The organism is Bradyrhizobium sp. BTAi1, from assembly GCF_000015165.1.
GTDB lineage: Bacteria > Pseudomonadota > Alphaproteobacteria > Rhizobiales > Xanthobacteraceae > Bradyrhizobium > Bradyrhizobium denitrificans.
This window is the reverse complement of sequence record NC_009485.1, coordinates 1834727-1850226: the sequence shown is the minus strand read 5'-3', so window position 1 is coordinate 1850226 and position 15500 is coordinate 1834727. Positions and strand designations below refer to the sequence as shown.

The window sequence follows — 15500 nt, the reverse complement described above, 5'->3', positions numbered from 1 at the left end:
ACGAATTACAAAATTTGATAAACTACCACCGACTCATTCAAGGACCGTATAGCAGGAATCACCCCGAAACGACAGGGCGGCCGTCGATCTCGGCGACCTGATCAGGCGCCGCGCAACAGGCCAGTAGGGCCTCTGCACCGCATCATCAGCACCTGTCCTGTCAGAGACACGCGGGCCCTCCGCCTATCTGTGCAGCGCCAACGAAGGCCGCGTGCCTTTGTCCCCCCGAGAGGGGCTGAGGGCTTGACCCGCCCGTCGGGCAAATCGGCCCGCCCGTTGCAAACGCCGTCCAGCCCTTCGGATAAAAATAAATCCTTTGGCGGCTTCGCCAAATCAGCATTATGGTCCATCCCGTTCCGTTGCGTCGGAGGGGACGTATCGCGGTCGTCACGGACGTCGGCAGCGGAATGCGGTGGGCGTGTCGGCTCGCAGCGTGACTGATGGTTGCGCCGACGAACGATCCGGCTCGCACGGTGAAGTCGCGTGGTCCTGGCCTCCCGGTGCTGAGGTCAAGCCTGCAGGTTTGCGGTGAGCGCTGCCGGCGGGTGATGGGGGCAAGACAGCCGGTCCCCAGGGAGATCGCGTATAAGTCGTAAAGCCATCGCGCAGGGAGGGCCGGACGTTTTCGGCCAGACCTGTGGTGACTGCCGCCTGCTTTCTTTTCTGCAGGCGGGCCACGGGCGCGGCCAGCGCCCGGCCTTCCCTGCCCCCTTCTGTCTGGAGGGCGAAGACGAAATCAAAGCTCGGACGCAAAACGCGCCGCGAGATCGCGGACGTGCGCTGCGGATGGACGTTTAGCGACGGAGGAAAGCTGGTGATCTTCATGAAAGAAGCCGCAGCCGTCGTTGCGAGCAAAGCGACCTGTCCGCGGCGGCTCGCAGAGCGAAGGCGGAAGCGATCGAGAGTCGCGAGCTGGACTCTGGATTGCTTCGTCGCTGCGCTCCTCGCAATGACGGCGTGCGGGGCGGGCCGATCGCAACAACTGAGCTGTCATCGTCCGGCTTGACGAGGCGATCCGGTACGCTGAAACGGCTGTGCGACATCGATGGCCGCAGCGCATTCGATTCCTCGCTTTCGCGGGGGAATACAGCGGAGGTAGCGATACGCTTTGCGCTCAGCTCGCGAGCAAGCTGCGTAGAGCGGGCTGTTTGACACGTTGAGGAGGATCGAGAGCGGCGGGCGGCCACTCACCCCATCGTGAGCGCGGCGATCGACAGCAGCGAGAGCATCACGGTCGACGTCAACAGCTGCAGCGAGACCTTCGGCTGCGTGCGCCAGCGCAGCACCTTGTCGGCGAGGCCGAGCGAGGCATCGAAAAACTCCGCAGCATAGGCCTGTTTGAACAGGCGCGGATGGCGCGGTCCCAGCAGCGCGGTCAGCAGCACGTGGATGACCGTCGCGATCGTCACGAAGCCGATGATGCCCGGTCGCAAGGCGCTGCTGTGCGCGACCTTGAGGATCAGCGCGGCACCGGCATAGGTCGGGATGGCCTGCAACAACGCAGTCAGCGCCATTCCTTCCAACAGATTGAGGGTGGGCGCCTTCGGCGCAGACGAACTGGGAGACGAAGCGGCAAGCATGACGAACATCCGGTTGCGGAGGTCCTCAGGGCGAGGACCGGATCGCAATCGAATAAGCCACACGGGCTGCGTCGAACGTGACGATTGTCACTCACGCTCAAGGGAGGCGCCGGATGAACGCACGCCCGGGCTGGCGCGAGCTACATCCGCCCCTGGCCGTTCACCTGGGTCTGCTGTTGCTGACGATCCTGCTCCTTGGCGCGATGCCGGCCATAGAGGCAGCCGGCGGCGGCACCGAGCATGCCGTGGTGACCGGCATAATGGCCGGCGACGCTGCCGACGATGGCGCCCTTGATGCAGCCCTTGGCCTCGGCAGCCTGGGTGGAAAGCAGCGGCAGCGCCGCGACGGACATGGCAAGCATGGTCTTCATGATCGAGCTCCGCAGATGTTTGCGGTCTAACGACGGGGGCGCAACCCGGTTCCGCGGGGGACCATGACGCCGCGGCGGGCGCGAACCTTTTGGCCGCGCGGGTGACCTACGCCTTGAGAGAACGGACCGCGCCTGCTGCGGGTCGCCAAGCTTCTGTTCACCGTGCCGGCGCTTTTCGCGGCCGGACGTGACGAGAGCCGATTGACGGTCGCGCGCCCCCCTCTTCAGAAAGTCCGGTGCAAGCGTGGGCTTTCCCGTCATGGAGACAGGATGATCGAGCACATCAACAAGCAGCGCGTGCGCAAGCTGCTCGAGGCCCATGCCGCCGGCGATTTCGACGCGGTCCTGGCCCATTGCAGCGAGGACATCGAGCATTTCGCCTCGGCGCCGATCGACATCTTTCCCCATCTCGGCCGCCGCGTCGGCAAGGCCGAGGTGCGGCAGATGTGGGAGATGACGCGCAGCCGCTATGCCGATGTCAGGCACGAGATCAAGACCATGATCTGCGAAGGCGACCAGGTTGCCGCCGACCTGCGCATCTTCCTCCGCAAACGCGACAATGACCGCATCGTGCAATACGACCTCGCCGCCTTCTACACCCTGCGCGACGGCCGCATCAGCCGTATCCGCGAGATCATGGATACATTCGACCTGGTGCAGCAGGTGCTCGAATGCGATCTCGGCCGGCTGCTGATCGCAGGCACCGCCCGCCCCTGAGGCCAGCGCGACGCGGATCACCGCCGATCACGCAAACGTCACTGGCACCAGGTTCCGCTCATTGAACCTCGCCTCTGCGCCCCGAACCCATCAGCGGGCGGTTGATGGGGCATGGCTGAGATGAGAATCGCGTTCCTCGCGATAGCGGGACTGATCATGGGCGTCGTGGGCGGCGCCACGGTGGGCATCGGCCTCGGACTGGGCTGGATCCAGCTGTTCAATAGCAGCGAATTCGAAGGCTACGCCGGCATGCTGGTGGTCTTCACCTTCATGCCGCTCGGCGCACTGATCGGCGGCCTCGGCGGGGCAACCCTGTTCGGCATGGCCGCCTTACGCGAGCATGAGGCAACCATTGCGCGTCAGCGCATGGGTCACGAGGGCGTTAACGAGGCGTGAATGCCGGAAGCCTTGCCATCGCAACACGGACACGCATTTGTGCGATGCGAAAACAAGCCTTGCGTGTGTCGCTGTTTCGCGTATCTGGTGCAGCGGAATGAGATTCGGTGCCCGGCGCGACTCCATCGACGATGTCGCCTGCAGACTGGTGCGCCGCCTTGCAAGCCAGATCAGGATCACCATCAGGATGACGGAGCACAGCCTCTGGCGTCTGTCGCACGCATTGCATCGCGCGATCAACGAACGCCATTTCGACCCGCTCGCCGAACTCATCGACGACGACATCGACTGGGCCATCTACGGCCCGATCGACATGTTTCCCTTCCTCGGCGCGCGGCTCGGCAAAGAGGCCGTGCTCGATGCCATCCGCCAGATCGCCGACCATGTGCGCATCCGGAAGCTGGAGCGTGAGACCCTGATGCTGGGTGACAGCACCGCCGCCACCATGGTCCGCTGCGCGATGACCACACAGCATTCGGACAAGCCGATCACAACACGTCTCGCGCAATTCCTGCAGTTTCGCGCCGGCAAGCTGGCGCGGCTGCGGATCCTGATCGACACCTTCGATCTGGTCGAGCAGACCTTGGGCCATCCGATCGACCTGCCGCGGATCGGCAGCTTCGCCTGACCTTCCGTCGCAGAGTTGTATAAATTTGATATACAACCAAACACATCGTGATTGGTGCGGTCATAATTTTGCGCCAAGATTCAACCATATTCCGACGGACAGGTTCGGGCGGCGGGGGTTGCTCTCATGATATCGTGTGGTCGCGCGCTGGCGGTTATCACAGCCAGCTTTGGGCTCACTGCGGCCGCCGCCCAGGCGCAGACATTGATGCAGGCAACGCCACAGTTGCAAATCACGCCGTGGCAGCAAATCGCCCCCGCGCCTCAGGACGGCGACGAGGATGGACCGGACAATCAAGCAGCGGCCGTCGATCCGATGCAGGATATCGACGTCAGCAAGCTCGACTGGACTCAACTCGCGATCGACGAGACGACCTTTCTCGACCGGCCTGAAGCCGCAGCCGCGAAACGAAAAGCCGCCGCAGAAAAGGCCGCCGCGCTTGACTGGGCCAACCAGAACAAGGGCGCTGCAACAGGCGTGTCAGTCAAGCAATCGGTCTCACCGTTCTGGGATGCGCGCGTCGGCGCTGACATGACCGTCGCGCGACAACCGACAACGATGTCCGAACTGCTGGCCGAGAAAGCCGAGAACGGCGGCAACGCTCCGCAATCCGGCGGCTCGGCCTGGGCCGCCGTCACCGCACCGGGCGCCGGCTCCATCTGGGACAAGACAGCAATCGAGGCGCGCGTCGATCCCAGCTCGGACCAGAGCCGGATCGGCACCACCATCACCAAGGCGGTGCCGATTGATCACTACAATCTGACTCTGCAGAACGGCTACAATGTCACGCAACAGGGCATGGTGCCGATTCCGGGCGCAGCGCCGCGCTCCAGTCGCAGCTTCGATACCGAACAATCCGCGAAACTATCCATCCAGGATACTGGTACGAGTGTCACCGCCGGGCAGACGCTGTCGTCCAGTGACGACAAATGGCTGCGCAAGATCGGCGCCGAGCAGAAGCTGTCCGATGGCCTCAGCGTATCGGGCTCGATCGGCGAGACGGCGCAAGGCGGCACCAGCAAAAGTATCTCCGCCGGCTTCAAACGGAGCTGGTGAGCTTGACAATTGTGGCGACTTGCCACGAATGATCGAACCGCTGCCGCAGCTTCGCCGCGATGTGGCCCAATTTGGCCGCACTGATAGGTTTTAGGTTTTCGTCGTGCGGGGACACCGCGCTCGCTTGAACGCGAAATGAGGAATGAGCCGATGAATGTTATCCGTCCGGACAAGATCGAGGGAACTGAAACCGAGCTGGATCCGGATCTGGCGGCAGTGTCCGAAGTCGAGGCCGGCATTCGTGATTTCGTCCGTAACGACATCGCTTACCTGCGCCGTCCGAATGCCACAGCCGCAGCAGCCACAGCTGAGCCTGCGATCGATGCGGATGCGGCGGTCAACAGCGTCACGTCGCTGATCCAGCGCGTCGCGGGGACCTCGCTGTCGGAGATCGAGAACCTGATCGGGGAGCTCGAGAGCCTGCGCGAACTGCTGCATGCTGAAGGCCAGCGCGTTCAGCGCGAGATCGCGAGCTACGCCCAGCTCAGTCAGGCCGCGATGAAATCCACCCGCGCCATCGCCGAGAATGTGACGCAGTGGAAGCGCGCGGCCGACGGCCTGCGCAACAGCTGAGCCCTTCCTGAGAGTTCATCGAGAACCGTCGCGCGTGGCCTCGCGCGGCGGTTTTCGTCGTAGCGAAGGGATGTCGCCGGCAATGACGCGCCCCGTCGTCCGCCGGGCGCGTCGTCAGGGCTGATCTTGATAAAGACAACAGGCCGAGGAAGGTTCAACCTCGTCCACCGCACCAAGGGTGGTGGTTGCTGAGACCGAGGCGATCCGCGTCATCGGATCGGGGCAATCCCGTGGCGGTCGGGGTCGTCCGCGTCAACCGCCGGGCCGTTTGGTCGATGCGCCGCGCGCGCGACCTTAACGAAGTCTTAACGATCACTCCTCGATCGAGGCTGACGTCTCCAACGAATACGAACCGTCGGCATAGCCCTTCACGACCATCCCGGTCGCAAGCATCACCGCGAGCGTCACGCTGGCAAAGATAAAGCCAAGGAGTTTCAGACCGCTCCGATCTGCCATGCTTACTCACCCCAAATCCTGATCCCTGGATGGCTGTCTTATAGAGTCCGGGTTCAGAATGCGTTAGCGCGAACTTCGTTCCGGGCCGACAAATCCCACCAAGCGTGACCTTTTCGCCTCAACCATTGTTCCGCCGCGGCACAAAGGCCGACGCGAGCACGGAGAACACCAACTCATCGCGTTGATTGATGCCGATGTTGCGCACTTGCAGAATCCCCCACTGGGGACGCGAGGCGGATGCACGCAACGAAGCGATTTCGCTGGAGTAGGTGATCGTATCACCGGCGAGCACCGGCTTGTACCAGCGCAGATCCTTGAAGCCAGGCGACGGGCCGCCGAGAACGATCGGCTCGCCGCGCGTGGGTGCAAGATCTGCGAGCCGCTGATTGTCGGCAACAATCAGTTTCATGCAGACCGATCCGACATGCCAACCGGATGCGGCCAATCCGCCGAACAGCGAATTTCGGCCCTCGTACTCGTCGAGATGAAAACGTTGCGGATCGAATTGCCGAGCGAAACGTTTGATGTCTTCCGCGGTGAACGTGTAGGTTCCGAGTTCGCGCCGCTGTCCAAGCTGGAGGTCCTCGAAGAAGCGCATCAGCCGGCCCTCCCACTGCCATCACGCCGCTCGACGATGATCGGCGACACCATCTCGCAGAGCGTCTCGCCAGACTTGTTGCTCACGCTGCATTTGAACGTGACGATGCCGGTCGACGGCCGGCTTTGCGAGACCCGTGCTTCTACGACCTCCACATCGAGCATCAGTTCATCGCCCGGCCGCAACGGCGACAGCCAGCGCACCTCGTTGACCCCCGGCGAGCCGAGCGAGGCGGTCCGGCCAATGAAGCCGTCGAACATCATCCGCATCATCAAAGAGCAGAGATGCCAGCCCGAGCCCGAGAGGCCCTTGAGCATCGACTGCAGGGCGGCCTGCTCGTCGAGGTGCATCGGTTGCGGATCGAACTCCGACGCGAAGGCGATGATCTCGTCGCGGGAGACAAACCGCGGACCGAAACTGCCGAAATGTCCTTGCGGAAAATCTTCGAAGGTGAGGGTCATGGGGACAAGATTGGCTGGGAGAAGCCCGATTGTGGCCGCACTTTGCAGCAATCACAACCGGGCCGCTCGCATGGCTGACGCCCGGTGCGGTCGCACAAGAGCGCCACGAGGCCCTCCATCCCGAGAACGATGTCGACCGCGCCTGATCGTCATCTGGCGGAAGAGTCGAGCACGACTTAAAGACGGACTTGCCTGCGATTCGGAATTTGCTGGGGGATCAGGATGTTGGAATTTCGCGATTTGTTCCAGTGGGACCGCTTCATCACGCCCACGATCATCAAGACCTTCTATTGGCTGGTGATCGCTCTCATCATCCTCTCCGGAATCCGCGGTATTTTCGCGGGGCTGTCGGAGATGGCCATCAGCCCGTTCGGCGGCTTCCTGATGCTGTTGTCGTCGCTGGCCGGGATCATCGTCGGCATGGTGTTCTCGCGCATCATTGCCGAGTTCGTCCTGATCGTCTTCCGCATCAACGAGCACCTCGGCGCGATCCGCGAGCAGGGGCGGATGTAGCCGCCCCAAAAGGCGCTAGTTGTTGAAGCGGAAGTGCATCACGTCGCCGTCGGCGACGACATACTCCTTGCCCTCGAGACGGAGCTTGCCACCTTCGCGCGCCCCTGCCTCGCCGCCGAGCGCGACGTAGTCGGCATAGGCGATCGTCTCGGCGCGGATAAAGCCCTTCTCGAAATCGGTGTGAATGACGCCGGCCGCCGCCGGCGCCTTGGTGCCGCGGTGAATGGTCCAGGCACGCGCCTCCTTCGGACCGACGGTAAAATAAGTGATCAGATCGAGCAGCTGATAGCCGGCGCGGATCAGCCGGTCGAGCCCGGCCTCTTCAAGACCCAGCGTCTCGAGGAAGTCGGCACGTTCCTCGCGCGACAGCGTTGCAATCTCGGATTCGATCTTGGCGGAGATGACGACGGCGACCGCGCCCTCCTCCTTGGCCCGCGCGAACACCGCCTGCGAGAAGCTGTTGCCGTCCTTGGCCGAGCCTTCCTCGACATTGCAGACATAGAGCACCGGCTTCGATGTCAGCAGTCCGAGCATGCCGAAGGCGCGCTCCTCCTCGGGCTTGCGCTCCAGCAGCCGCGCCGGCTTGCCGTCACGCAACAGCCCCAGGGCGCGGGTGACGAGATCATGCTGCTCCTTGGCGTCCTTGTCGCCGCCCTTCGCCTTCTTGGCGAGGTTGTCGACGCGCTTCTCGAGGCTGTCGAGATCGGACAGCATCAGCTCTGTCTCGATGGTCTCGATGTCTGCGAGCGGCGCGATCTTGCCCTCGACATGGGTAATGTCGGAATCCTCGAAGCAGCGCACAACATGCGCGATCGCGTCCACTTCGCGGATGTTGGCCAGGAACTGGTTGCCGAGGCCCTCGCCCTTGGACGCACCACGCACCAGGCCCGCAATGTCGACGAAGGTCAGCCGCGTCGGAATGATCTGGCCCGATTTGGCGATCGCCGCGAGCTTCTCGAGCCGCGGATCGGGCACGGCAACTTCACCGACATTTGGCTCGATGGTGCAGAACGGATAGTTCGCGGCCTGCGCCGCGGCCGTTTCCGTCAGTGCGTTGAACAGAGTCGACTTGCCGACATTGGGCAACCCGACAATTCCGCATTTGAATCCCATGATCCGTCCCGCATCCTCTCAGGGCCACAGCCTGGGCGCTCACGCGGCGCCGGCGTCGCCCTTGTCCAGAAAACCCTTGGCCTGCAGCGCCAAATGCACCTTGTTGGCGAAGGTGGAGTCGCGCTTGCCCGTCAACAAACCCGCATTGTCGGCCACCGCCTGGCAAAGCGCCTCGACCCACGGCATCTCGGACTTGGCGAAGTCCGACAGCACGTGGCCATGCACCAGCTCCTTGACGCCGGGATGACCGATACCAAGCCGGACGCGGCGGTAGTCATTGCCGAGATGCGCCGAGATCGAGCGCAGCCCGTTATGTCCGGCGATGCCGCCGCCGACCTTCACGCGCAGCTTGCCGGGCGGCAATTCCAGCTCGTCCTGAAACACGGTGACGTCGCCGACGCCGAGCTTGAAGAAACCGGCCGCTTCCTGCACCGCGCGGCCGGATTCGTTCATATAGGTCGTGGGCTTCAGAAGGATGACGCGCTCGGAATCGAGCGTGCCTTCCGAGGTCTCGCCCTGAAACCTGCGGCGCCAGGGCGAAAAGCCGTGACGCCGCGAAATCTCATCCACGGCCATGAAACCGATATTGTGCCGGTTGCGCGCATATTTCGCGCCGGGATTGCCGAGACCAACAAACATCAGCATGGCGCGGCATCCGGACATGCCGGTGTCCCGGCCAGCGCGAGCATCGCCCGCGCCAGCCGGAAGCACACAGGCTTACTTCTTCTTCTCGGGTGCCTTGGCCGCGGCAGCCGGGGCCTTGGCGGCAGCGGCGGGAGCCTTGCCAGCGGCAGCAGGCGCAGCCGCGGCCGGAGCAGCCGCCGCACCAGCGGCCTTCTGCTCCTCGCCATAGCCCGACGGCGGCACGATGGTGACGAGGGTCGCGTCCTCGCGCGACAACGTCTTCACGCCGGTCGGCAGCTTGACGTCGGAGATGTGCAGCGAATGGTTGATCTCAAGCGCGCTGACATCGGCCTCGATGAACTGCGGAATATTCTCCGCCAGGCATTCGAGGTCGAGCGTGTGGGTCACGATGTTGACGGTGCCGCCGCGCTTCACGCCCGGCGCGCCTTCCGAACCCACCACATGCAGCGGCACGCTGACGCGGATGGTCGCGCCCTGGCCGAGCCGCATGAAGTCGACGTGGATCGGGAAGTCCTTGACCGGATCGAGATGGAAGTCGCGCGGGATCACCCGGTGCTTCTTGCCGTCGAGGCTGATGTCGAAGATCGTGGTCAGAAACCGGCCCGCCAGGATGCGCTGGCGCAGCTCGCGGTCCTCGACCGAGATCGGCAGCGGGGGCTGGTTGTCTCCATAAATCACTCCGGGCACTCTCCCGGCGCGACGCTCTGCCCGTGCGGCCCCCTTGCCGACTGACGGACGGGCGGTCGCCTTCAGTTCTCTGACGGTCGCCATCGTGTTAAGTCCTTGTTTTAAAAAGTTAAAGGCCGCAATGCGGCCCGTTGCTGGACGTCCTTCGGCAAGCCTCCAGGGGTGCGGGGGCCGCGGACGTGGCGGCGTTCTAGCGGCAAACCGCCGAAATGACAAGGAAATGAAGGGGCCGCCTGCCCCTTCCTCCCGGCCCGGCCTGGGATGACCCGGCCGCAGCGTCAGCCATCCGCGCTGCCGCCGCCCGGCTGGCCGCCAGCGGCGCCGCCCAATTTGGCCTCCAGCGCGGCGATCCGCGCCTTCAAGGCCTCATTCTCCTCGCGGGCGAGCCGCGCCATGTCCTTGACGGCCTCGAACTCCTCGCGCTTCACGATGTCCAGGTCGTTCAGGATCTTTTCCGCCTGGTTGCGGATGACGGAATCGACTTCCCGCTTCATGCCCTGGGCGGCCCCGGCGGCATCGTTCATCAGGCGGCCGAGTTCATCGAAAAACCGGTTGTTGGTCTGGGTCATGCTAAAAAACTCCGCGTCCCGCGACGAGCACGATGATGGAAGACAGAATGGCGATCCGTCCGGCCGCCTTCAAGATGGGCCCGTCTTGTCACGCCGCGGTTTCCTTGTCATCGTACTTGTTGTGCTGGCCGGCCGCGCTGTATGAGCGGCCCAGCGACCGCATCGCGCCGCGCATGGTCACGCGGGGCCGTTCGAAGCCCGCATGCACCTGAAGCGGGACGCCGTGCCCACGAAAGCCAGTGAATGACGCCTCTCCTCATCGACTTTCCCGTGTTCGATCCGATCGCGATTGCGATCGGCCCGTTCGCCATCCGCTGGTATGCGCTCGCTTATATCTGCGGCATCGTCATCGGCTGGCTCTATGCCCGCTCGCTGCTCGGGAAAGACCGGCTGTGGGGCGGCCCCGCCCCGGTCTCGCTGCCGCAGTTGGACGACTTCATTCTCTGGGTCACGCTCGGCATCATCCTCGGCGGCCGCACCGGTTATGTGCTGTTCTACAATCTGCCGTTCTTCATCGATCACCCGCTGGAGATCTTCGAGCTCTGGAAGGGCGGCATGTCCTTCCATGGCGGCTTCGTGGGCTGCGTGATCGCGGTGATCTGGTTCAGCCGTCGCAATGGCCTGCCGATCCTGTCGCTCGGTGACCTGACCACCGCGGTCGCGCCGATCGGCCTGCTGCTCGGCCGCATTGCCAATTTCATCAACGGCGAATTGTGGGGGCGCGCGGCCGATCCGAGCCTGCCCTGGGCCATGATCTTCCCGACCGACCGCGCCCACCTGCCGCGGCATCCGAGCCAGCTCTATGAAGCAGGACTCGAGGGCATCGTGCTGTTCATCGTGCTCGCCGTGATGATCCGGTTCGGCGCACTGAAGCGTCCAGGCCTGATCCTCGGCAGCTTCATCGGCCTCTACGGGGTCGCGCGCATCGTCAGCGAGCTGTTCCGCGAGCCGGACCCGCAACTCGGTTTCCTCTGGCGCGGACTCACCATGGGCATGCTGCTGTCGGTGCCGATGCTCATCGTCGGTGCGATCCTGGTGGTGCGGGCGCTGCGCAAGCCTGAGCCGCATCAAGCCACTCCCTCGCTGCAGGCCAATCCGTGATCGAACTGTCGCCGCTCCACTCCGAGATCAAGCGGGTGATCAAAGCGTCCGGGCCGATGCCGGTCTGGCGCTATATGGAGCTGTGCCTGATGCATCCGGAACACGGCTATTACATTTCGCGCGACCCACTCGGTCGCGAGGGCGACTTCACCACCGCCCCCGAAGTGAGCCAGATGTTCGGCGAGTTGCTTGGCTTGTGGGCGGCCTCGGTCTGGAAAGCTTCCGGCTCGCCCCAGCAGTTCCGCCTGATCGAGCTGGGCCCCGGCCGCGGCACCATGATGTCTGACGCGCTGCGGGCGCTGCGCGTCCTGCCGCCGCTGTACCAGACGATCTCCGTGCACATGGTCGAGATCAACCCGGTGCTGCGCGAGAAGCAGAAGGCGACCCTGACCGGCCTGCGCAACATCACCTGGCATGAGAGCTTCGACGACGTGCCGGAGGGCCCAAGCGTCATCTTCGCCAACGAATATTTCGACGTGCTGCCGATCCACCAGATGCTGAAGCGCGAGACCGGGTGGCATGAGCGCGTCGTCGAGCTCGATGCGGAGGAGAACTTCGCCTATGGCACGGCGGCCGAGCCCACGCCGGGATTCGAGCTGCTGCTGCCGCCGCTGGTGCGGGCGGCGCCGCTGGGGGCGATCTTCGAATGGCGCCCGAACAACGAGATCATGGCAATCGCCAAGCGCATCCGCGAACAGCGCGGCGCCGCCGTAATCATCGATTATGGTCATGTCCGCAGCGATGTCGGCGACACGTTCCAGGCCATCGCACGGCACAGCTTTGCCGATCCCCTGAAAACCCCGGGGCTCGCCGACATCACCGCGCATGTCGATTTCGAGGCGCTGGCGCGCGCGGCGGACGCCGTCGGCGCCCGCGTCCACGGGCCGATCACGCAAAGCGAGTTCCTGCGCCGGCTCGGCATCGAGACGCGCGCATTGACCTTGATGCAAAAGGCCTCGCCCGACATTTCCCGGGACATCGCAAGCGGATTGAAACGCCTGATCGAGGGCGGCCGCGGCGGCATGGGCTCGCTGTTCAAGGTGCTCGGCCTGTCCGATGCCAGCATTCCCGTTCTGGCTGGAATCAGCGACGAACATACGGGCGGAAAACCAGGAGGGGCATGATGCTGGTGTCATCGGATGTGATGTCCGCGATTCCCGGCGTGCGACACGCCTTCTTCACCCGCGAGGGCGGTGTCTCCGACGGCATCTATGCCGGCCTGAATGGCGGGCTCGGATCGAATGACAGTCCCGACAGCGTGCGGGAAAATCGCCGCCGGATGGCGGAGCGGCTCGGCGTCGCGCCGGACCAGCTTCTCAGCCTGCACCAGGTCCATTCGCCCGACGTCGTCATCGCGACCGGCCCCTGGGACGGCCCTGTCCGGCCGAAGGCCGACGCGCTCGTGACCGCGACGCCCAATCTCGCGATCGGCGTGACCACGGCCGATTGCGGGCCGATCCTGTTCGCCGACCCGGAGAAGCGCGTCGTCGGCGCCGCTCATGCCGGCTGGAAGGGCGCGCTGACCGGTGTGCTCGAGGCCACGCTGCAGGCGATGGAGGAACTCGGCGCCGAGCGCGGCCGGATCATCGCCGCGATCGGTCCTCTGATCCGCCAGCAAAGCTACGAAGTCGGCGCCGAATTCGTCGCGCGTTTCATCGACGACGACGCCGAGCACGCCCGCTTCTTCCTGCCCTCGCAGCGTAAGGGTCACGCGATGTTCGATCTCGGCGGCTTCATCCGGATGCGGCTCGAGAGCGCCGGCGTGCTGCTGATCGACGATCTCGGGCTCGACACCTATGCGGATGAACGCTTCTTCAGTTACCGCCGCTCCGTGCATCGCAAGGAGCCGGACTACGGCCGGCATGTCCACGCGATCATGATCGAGGGCTGAAGCAGGGCGTGATTGTGGCCGCATGGGGGTTGGTTAACCCTTTCTAAACAACAGGCTGCACTCTGTCCCGGTCTGTGGCAGTGGCGACCTAGACGTTAATCGATTTTAACGATATCGCTCCCATCCATGAGGGGAGCGTCGACACCATTGCGACTGATCAGCCGCGCCACGCAGCACGCATGCGTCCTTGCCGCTTTGATCATGTCTGCCGCAACGCTCGCCGGCTGCGCGACCAGCGGCACCAGCGGCCCCGCCAACGCCTATGCGATGGCGCCCTCCTCCGACGGCGCGACCATCGCCTTCGAGCAGATCGACGGGCCGCCGCCACAAATCTTCGACCGCATGGTCAACGTGCTCGACAGCGAGTCCAAGCTGCGCAGCCTCGCCATCGTGTCGCGCGAGGCGCCTGCCGCCTATCGGGTCCGCACCTATCTTTCGGCCCAGGTCGTCAGCGGCAAGAGCGTCATCGCCTGGGTGTTCGACGTCTATGATCGCAACCAGCAGCGCGCGCTCCGCCTGTCCGGAGAGGAGCCGGTCGGACGCGGCGGCCGAGACCCCTGGAACGCCGTCGACGACATGGTGTTGCGGAAGATTGCCCAGGCCGGATTCAGCGGGCTCTCCAATATGCTCAACGGCACGGCGCCCGCCGAGACCGCGCCGGCACAGCCCGCCCCCGTCACCCGCGGCCCTGCGGTGGCCACGACCGAGCCTCCCTCCACCGCCGGCACCAGCGTCGCCGCCCTGGGCTACACCGACCATTAGGCTAGCGGCGCAATTTGCGCCGCTTTTTGACCGGGAAAACAGCTGCGGCGGGTTGCCATGCGCGCAGTGTCCTTGATATCACCTCGCCCGTCACACAGTGCCGGTTCCACGGATATCCCGATATGCTGAACAAGGTCTCCAGCGAGCCGCGAGGAGAATTCGCGATGTCGGCCAAGAACGGCTCCATCAAACTCGTCGCCGGCAACTCCAACCCGGCTCTCGCCGCCGGCATCGCCGCCGAGCTCGGCCTGCCGCTGACAAAGGCCGTGGTCCGGCGCTTCGCCGACATGGAGATTTTCGTCGAGATCCAGGAGAACGTGCGCGGCTCCGACGTCTTCATCCTGCAGTCGACCTCGTATCCCGCGAACGACCTGCTGATGGAGCTCCTGATCATCACCGACGCGTTGCGCCGCGCCTCCGCGCGCCGCATCACCGCGGTGGTTCCATATTTCGGGTACGCGCGGCAGGATCGCAAATCCGGCTCGCGCACGCCGATCTCGGCCAAGCTCGTCGCCAACCTCATCACCCATGCCGGCGTCGATCGCGTCATGACGCTCGACCTGCATGCCGGCCAGATCCAGGGCTTCTTCGACATCCCGACCGACAATCTCTATGCCGCGCCGCTGATGGTGCGCGACATCAAGGACCGGTTCGATCTTTCCAGCGTGATGGTCGTCTCGCCCGACGTCGGCGGCGTCGCGCGCGCCCGTGGCCTCGCCAAGCGCATCAATACGCCGCTTGCGATCGTCGACAAGCGCCGCGAACGGCCCGGCGAATCCGAGGTCATGAACGTGATCGGCGACGTCTCGGGCCGCACCTGCATCCTGATCGACGACATCGTCGATTCCGGCGGCACGCTGGTGAATGCCGCCGATGCGCTGCTCAAGCACGGCGCCAAGGATGTCTACGCCTACATCACCCATGGCGTTCTCTCCGGAGGGGCCGCGACCCGCATCACCTCGTCGCGCCTGAAGGAGCTCGTGATCACCGATTCCATCATGCCGACCGAAGCCGTGCGCAACGCCCCGAACATCCGCGCTTTGCCGATCGCCCCGCTGATCGCCGAGGCCATCGGCCGCACCGCGGCAGAAGAATCGGTGTCGAGCCTGTTCGACTGAGTTGCTGAACTAACAGCATTACCCCCGGCCTCATCCGACCTCGTTCCTAACGCGCGATCGCCTCGATCTGGGCCACCCTCCCCTGGATGGGGAAGGTCGCTCGCGGGCGAGCGGGGTGGAGTGATGCCACGGATGCCGGTGCTTGCGGAGAGATCACCCCACCCCGCTTCACGATCCGCTTCGCTAGCGCCCCTGCCCTCCAGGGGAGGGTGGGCATCGTGCCACACGCGGACATCTCGCCGTTCGTGATAACGCCGTGCCTCTT

General features: G+C 64.4%; 20 protein-coding genes. 11 read left to right on the top strand and 9 right to left on the bottom strand.

All coding sequences use genetic code 11. The annotated features are described in order from the left end of the window. Positions 1-1187: 1187 nt before the first annotated feature. Positions 1188-1514, bottom strand: a complete 327-nt coding sequence (locus BBTA_RS08285) for a hypothetical protein (RefSeq protein WP_012042017.1) — start codon at positions 1512-1514, stop codon at positions 1188-1190. Positions 1515-1720: 206 nt separating this feature from the next. After that, complete coding sequence (locus BBTA_RS08280) at positions 1721-1951, bottom strand: hypothetical protein (RefSeq protein WP_041750476.1); 231 nt, start codon at positions 1949-1951, stop codon at positions 1721-1723. 270 nt (positions 1952-2221) lie between these two features. On the opposite strand from BBTA_RS08280, the gene BBTA_RS08275 reads away from it, so the two are divergent. From BBTA_RS08275 to BBTA_RS08255, 5 genes are all read left to right on the top strand, one after another. Further along, entirely contained in the window at positions 2222-2668 is a 447-nt protein-coding gene (locus BBTA_RS08275; protein ID WP_012042015.1) for a nuclear transport factor 2 family protein, read from the top strand. A 120-nt stretch (positions 2669-2788) separates the two neighbouring features. Further along, on the top strand, positions 2789-3064 hold the full coding sequence (locus BBTA_RS08270; RefSeq protein WP_012042014.1) for a hypothetical protein: 276 nt from the start codon (positions 2789-2791) through the stop codon (positions 3062-3064). Positions 3065-3251: 187 nt separating this feature from the next. Then, a complete protein-coding gene (locus BBTA_RS08265) occupies positions 3252-3692 on the top strand; it encodes a nuclear transport factor 2 family protein (protein WP_012042013.1) in 441 nt (146 codons plus the stop codon). Between the two features lie 126 nt (positions 3693-3818). Then, positions 3819-4748 carry a hypothetical protein gene (locus BBTA_RS08260; protein WP_012042012.1) on the top strand — a complete coding sequence of 310 codons (930 nt, stop codon included), beginning with the start codon at positions 3819-3821 and terminating at the stop codon, positions 4746-4748. 150 nt (positions 4749-4898) lie between these two features. Then, complete coding sequence (locus tag BBTA_RS08255) at positions 4899-5321, top strand: hypothetical protein (protein ID WP_012042011.1); 423 nt, start codon at positions 4899-4901, stop codon at positions 5319-5321. Between the two features lie 312 nt (positions 5322-5633). Here BBTA_RS08255 and BBTA_RS40675 read toward each other — a convergent pair whose 3' ends face one another. From BBTA_RS40675 to BBTA_RS08240, 3 genes are all read right to left on the bottom strand, one after another. Then, positions 5634-5777: a hypothetical protein gene (locus BBTA_RS40675; protein WP_041750475.1), complete on the bottom strand. Its 144-nt coding sequence runs from the start codon at positions 5775-5777 to the stop codon at positions 5634-5636. Between the two features lie 118 nt (positions 5778-5895). Next, positions 5896-6375, bottom strand: a complete 480-nt coding sequence (locus BBTA_RS08245; RefSeq protein WP_012042010.1) for a MaoC family dehydratase — start codon at positions 6373-6375, stop codon at positions 5896-5898. Then, positions 6375-6836, bottom strand: coding sequence for a MaoC family dehydratase (locus BBTA_RS08240; RefSeq protein WP_012042009.1), 462 nt, complete (start codon positions 6834-6836; stop codon positions 6375-6377). Before BBTA_RS08240 ends, BBTA_RS08245 begins: the two co-directional genes overlap by 1 nt. Positions 6837-7058: 222 nt before the next feature. On the opposite strand from BBTA_RS08240, the gene BBTA_RS08235 reads away from it, so the two are divergent. Further along, positions 7059-7349, top strand: coding sequence for a DUF4282 domain-containing protein (locus tag BBTA_RS08235; protein WP_041750474.1), 291 nt, complete (start codon positions 7059-7061; stop codon positions 7347-7349). A gap of 15 nt (positions 7350-7364) precedes the next feature. On the opposite strand, the gene ychF is transcribed toward BBTA_RS08235, so the two are convergent. From ychF to BBTA_RS08215, 4 genes are all read right to left on the bottom strand, one after another. Further along, the gene (gene ychF / locus BBTA_RS08230; RefSeq protein ID WP_012042007.1) at positions 7365-8462 is read right to left on the bottom strand and encodes a redox-regulated ATPase YchF; all 1098 of its coding nucleotides are present in this window, start codon (positions 8460-8462) and stop codon (positions 7365-7367) included. 39 nt (positions 8463-8501) lie between these two features. Continuing rightward, positions 8502-9107: an aminoacyl-tRNA hydrolase gene (gene pth, locus BBTA_RS08225; protein WP_012042006.1), complete on the bottom strand. Its 606-nt coding sequence runs from the start codon at positions 9105-9107 to the stop codon at positions 8502-8504. A 72-nt stretch (positions 9108-9179) separates the two neighbouring features. Further along, complete coding sequence (locus BBTA_RS08220) at positions 9180-9878, bottom strand: 50S ribosomal protein L25/general stress protein Ctc (protein ID WP_083780625.1); 699 nt, start codon at positions 9876-9878, stop codon at positions 9180-9182. Between the two features lie 194 nt (positions 9879-10072). Continuing rightward, positions 10073-10363: an accessory factor UbiK family protein gene (locus tag BBTA_RS08215; RefSeq protein WP_012042004.1), complete on the bottom strand. Its 291-nt coding sequence runs from the start codon at positions 10361-10363 to the stop codon at positions 10073-10075. Positions 10364-10606: 243 nt separating this feature from the next. Here BBTA_RS08215 and lgt point away from each other — a divergent pair, with 243 nt between their 5' ends. From lgt to BBTA_RS08190, 5 genes are all read left to right on the top strand, one after another. Then, positions 10607-11464 (top strand): prolipoprotein diacylglyceryl transferase, encoded by an 858-nt coding sequence (gene lgt / locus BBTA_RS08210; RefSeq protein WP_012042003.1) that lies wholly within the window; start codon positions 10607-10609, stop codon positions 11462-11464. Beyond that, the gene (locus BBTA_RS08205) at positions 11461-12588 is read left to right on the top strand and encodes a class I SAM-dependent methyltransferase (protein WP_012042002.1); all 1128 of its coding nucleotides are present in this window, start codon (positions 11461-11463) and stop codon (positions 12586-12588) included. Before lgt ends, BBTA_RS08205 begins: the two co-directional genes overlap by 4 nt. A gap of 20 nt (positions 12589-12608) precedes the next feature. Beyond that, positions 12609-13355, top strand: a complete 747-nt coding sequence (pgeF, locus tag BBTA_RS08200; RefSeq protein WP_041751328.1) for a peptidoglycan editing factor PgeF — start codon at positions 12609-12611, stop codon at positions 13353-13355. A gap of 201 nt (positions 13356-13556) precedes the next feature. Next, complete coding sequence (locus tag BBTA_RS08195) at positions 13557-14117, top strand: hypothetical protein (RefSeq protein ID WP_371260187.1); 561 nt, start codon at positions 13557-13559, stop codon at positions 14115-14117. Between the two features lie 164 nt (positions 14118-14281). After that, positions 14282-15235, top strand: a complete 954-nt coding sequence (locus BBTA_RS08190; RefSeq protein WP_012041999.1) for a ribose-phosphate pyrophosphokinase — start codon at positions 14282-14284, stop codon at positions 15233-15235. Positions 15236-15500: the final 265 nt, after the last annotated feature.

Excerpts from the sequence above, each read along its gene's own strand:
- BBTA_RS08215 (WP_012042004.1), bottom strand. The coding sequence starts at position 10,363 with ATGACCCAGACCAACAACCGGTTTTTCGATGAACTCGGCCGCCTGATG.
- ychF (WP_012042007.1), bottom strand. The coding sequence starts at position 8,462 with ATGGGATTCAAATGCGGAATTGTCGGGTTGCCCAATGTCGGCAAGTCG.
- BBTA_RS08195 (WP_371260187.1), top strand. The coding sequence starts at position 13,557 with ATGTCTGCCGCAACGCTCGCCGGCTGCGCGACCAGCGGCACCAGCGGC.
- lgt (WP_012042003.1), top strand. The coding sequence starts at position 10,607 with ATGACGCCTCTCCTCATCGACTTTCCCGTGTTCGATCCGATCGCGATT.
- BBTA_RS08255 (WP_012042011.1), top strand. The coding sequence starts at position 4,899 with ATGAATGTTATCCGTCCGGACAAGATCGAGGGAACTGAAACCGAGCTG.
- pth (WP_012042006.1), bottom strand. The coding sequence starts at position 9,107 with ATGCTGATGTTTGTTGGTCTCGGCAATCCCGGCGCGAAATATGCGCGC.
- BBTA_RS08285 (WP_012042017.1), bottom strand. The coding sequence starts at position 1,514 with ATGGCGCTGACTGCGTTGTTGCAGGCCATCCCGACCTATGCCGGTGCC.
- BBTA_RS40675 (WP_041750475.1), bottom strand. The coding sequence starts at position 5,777 with ATGGCAGATCGGAGCGGTCTGAAACTCCTTGGCTTTATCTTTGCCAGC.
- BBTA_RS08270 (WP_012042014.1), top strand. The coding sequence starts at position 2,789 with ATGAGAATCGCGTTCCTCGCGATAGCGGGACTGATCATGGGCGTCGTG.
- BBTA_RS08240 (WP_012042009.1), bottom strand. The coding sequence starts at position 6,836 with ATGACCCTCACCTTCGAAGATTTTCCGCAAGGACATTTCGGCAGTTTC.
- BBTA_RS08265 (WP_012042013.1), top strand. The coding sequence starts at position 3,252 with ATGACGGAGCACAGCCTCTGGCGTCTGTCGCACGCATTGCATCGCGCG.
- BBTA_RS08275 (WP_012042015.1), top strand. The coding sequence starts at position 2,222 with ATGATCGAGCACATCAACAAGCAGCGCGTGCGCAAGCTGCTCGAGGCC.
- BBTA_RS08245 (WP_012042010.1), bottom strand. The coding sequence starts at position 6,375 with ATGCGCTTCTTCGAGGACCTCCAGCTTGGACAGCGGCGCGAACTCGGA.
- pgeF (WP_041751328.1), top strand. The coding sequence starts at position 12,609 with ATGTCCGCGATTCCCGGCGTGCGACACGCCTTCTTCACCCGCGAGGGC.
- BBTA_RS08280 (WP_041750476.1), bottom strand. The coding sequence starts at position 1,951 with ATGAAGACCATGCTTGCCATGTCCGTCGCGGCGCTGCCGCTGCTTTCC.
- BBTA_RS08220 (WP_083780625.1), bottom strand. The coding sequence starts at position 9,878 with ATGGCGACCGTCAGAGAACTGAAGGCGACCGCCCGTCCGTCAGTCGGC.
- BBTA_RS08190 (WP_012041999.1), top strand. The coding sequence starts at position 14,282 with ATGTCGGCCAAGAACGGCTCCATCAAACTCGTCGCCGGCAACTCCAAC.
- BBTA_RS08260 (WP_012042012.1), top strand. The coding sequence starts at position 3,819 with ATGATATCGTGTGGTCGCGCGCTGGCGGTTATCACAGCCAGCTTTGGG.
- BBTA_RS08235 (WP_041750474.1), top strand. The coding sequence starts at position 7,059 with ATGTTGGAATTTCGCGATTTGTTCCAGTGGGACCGCTTCATCACGCCC.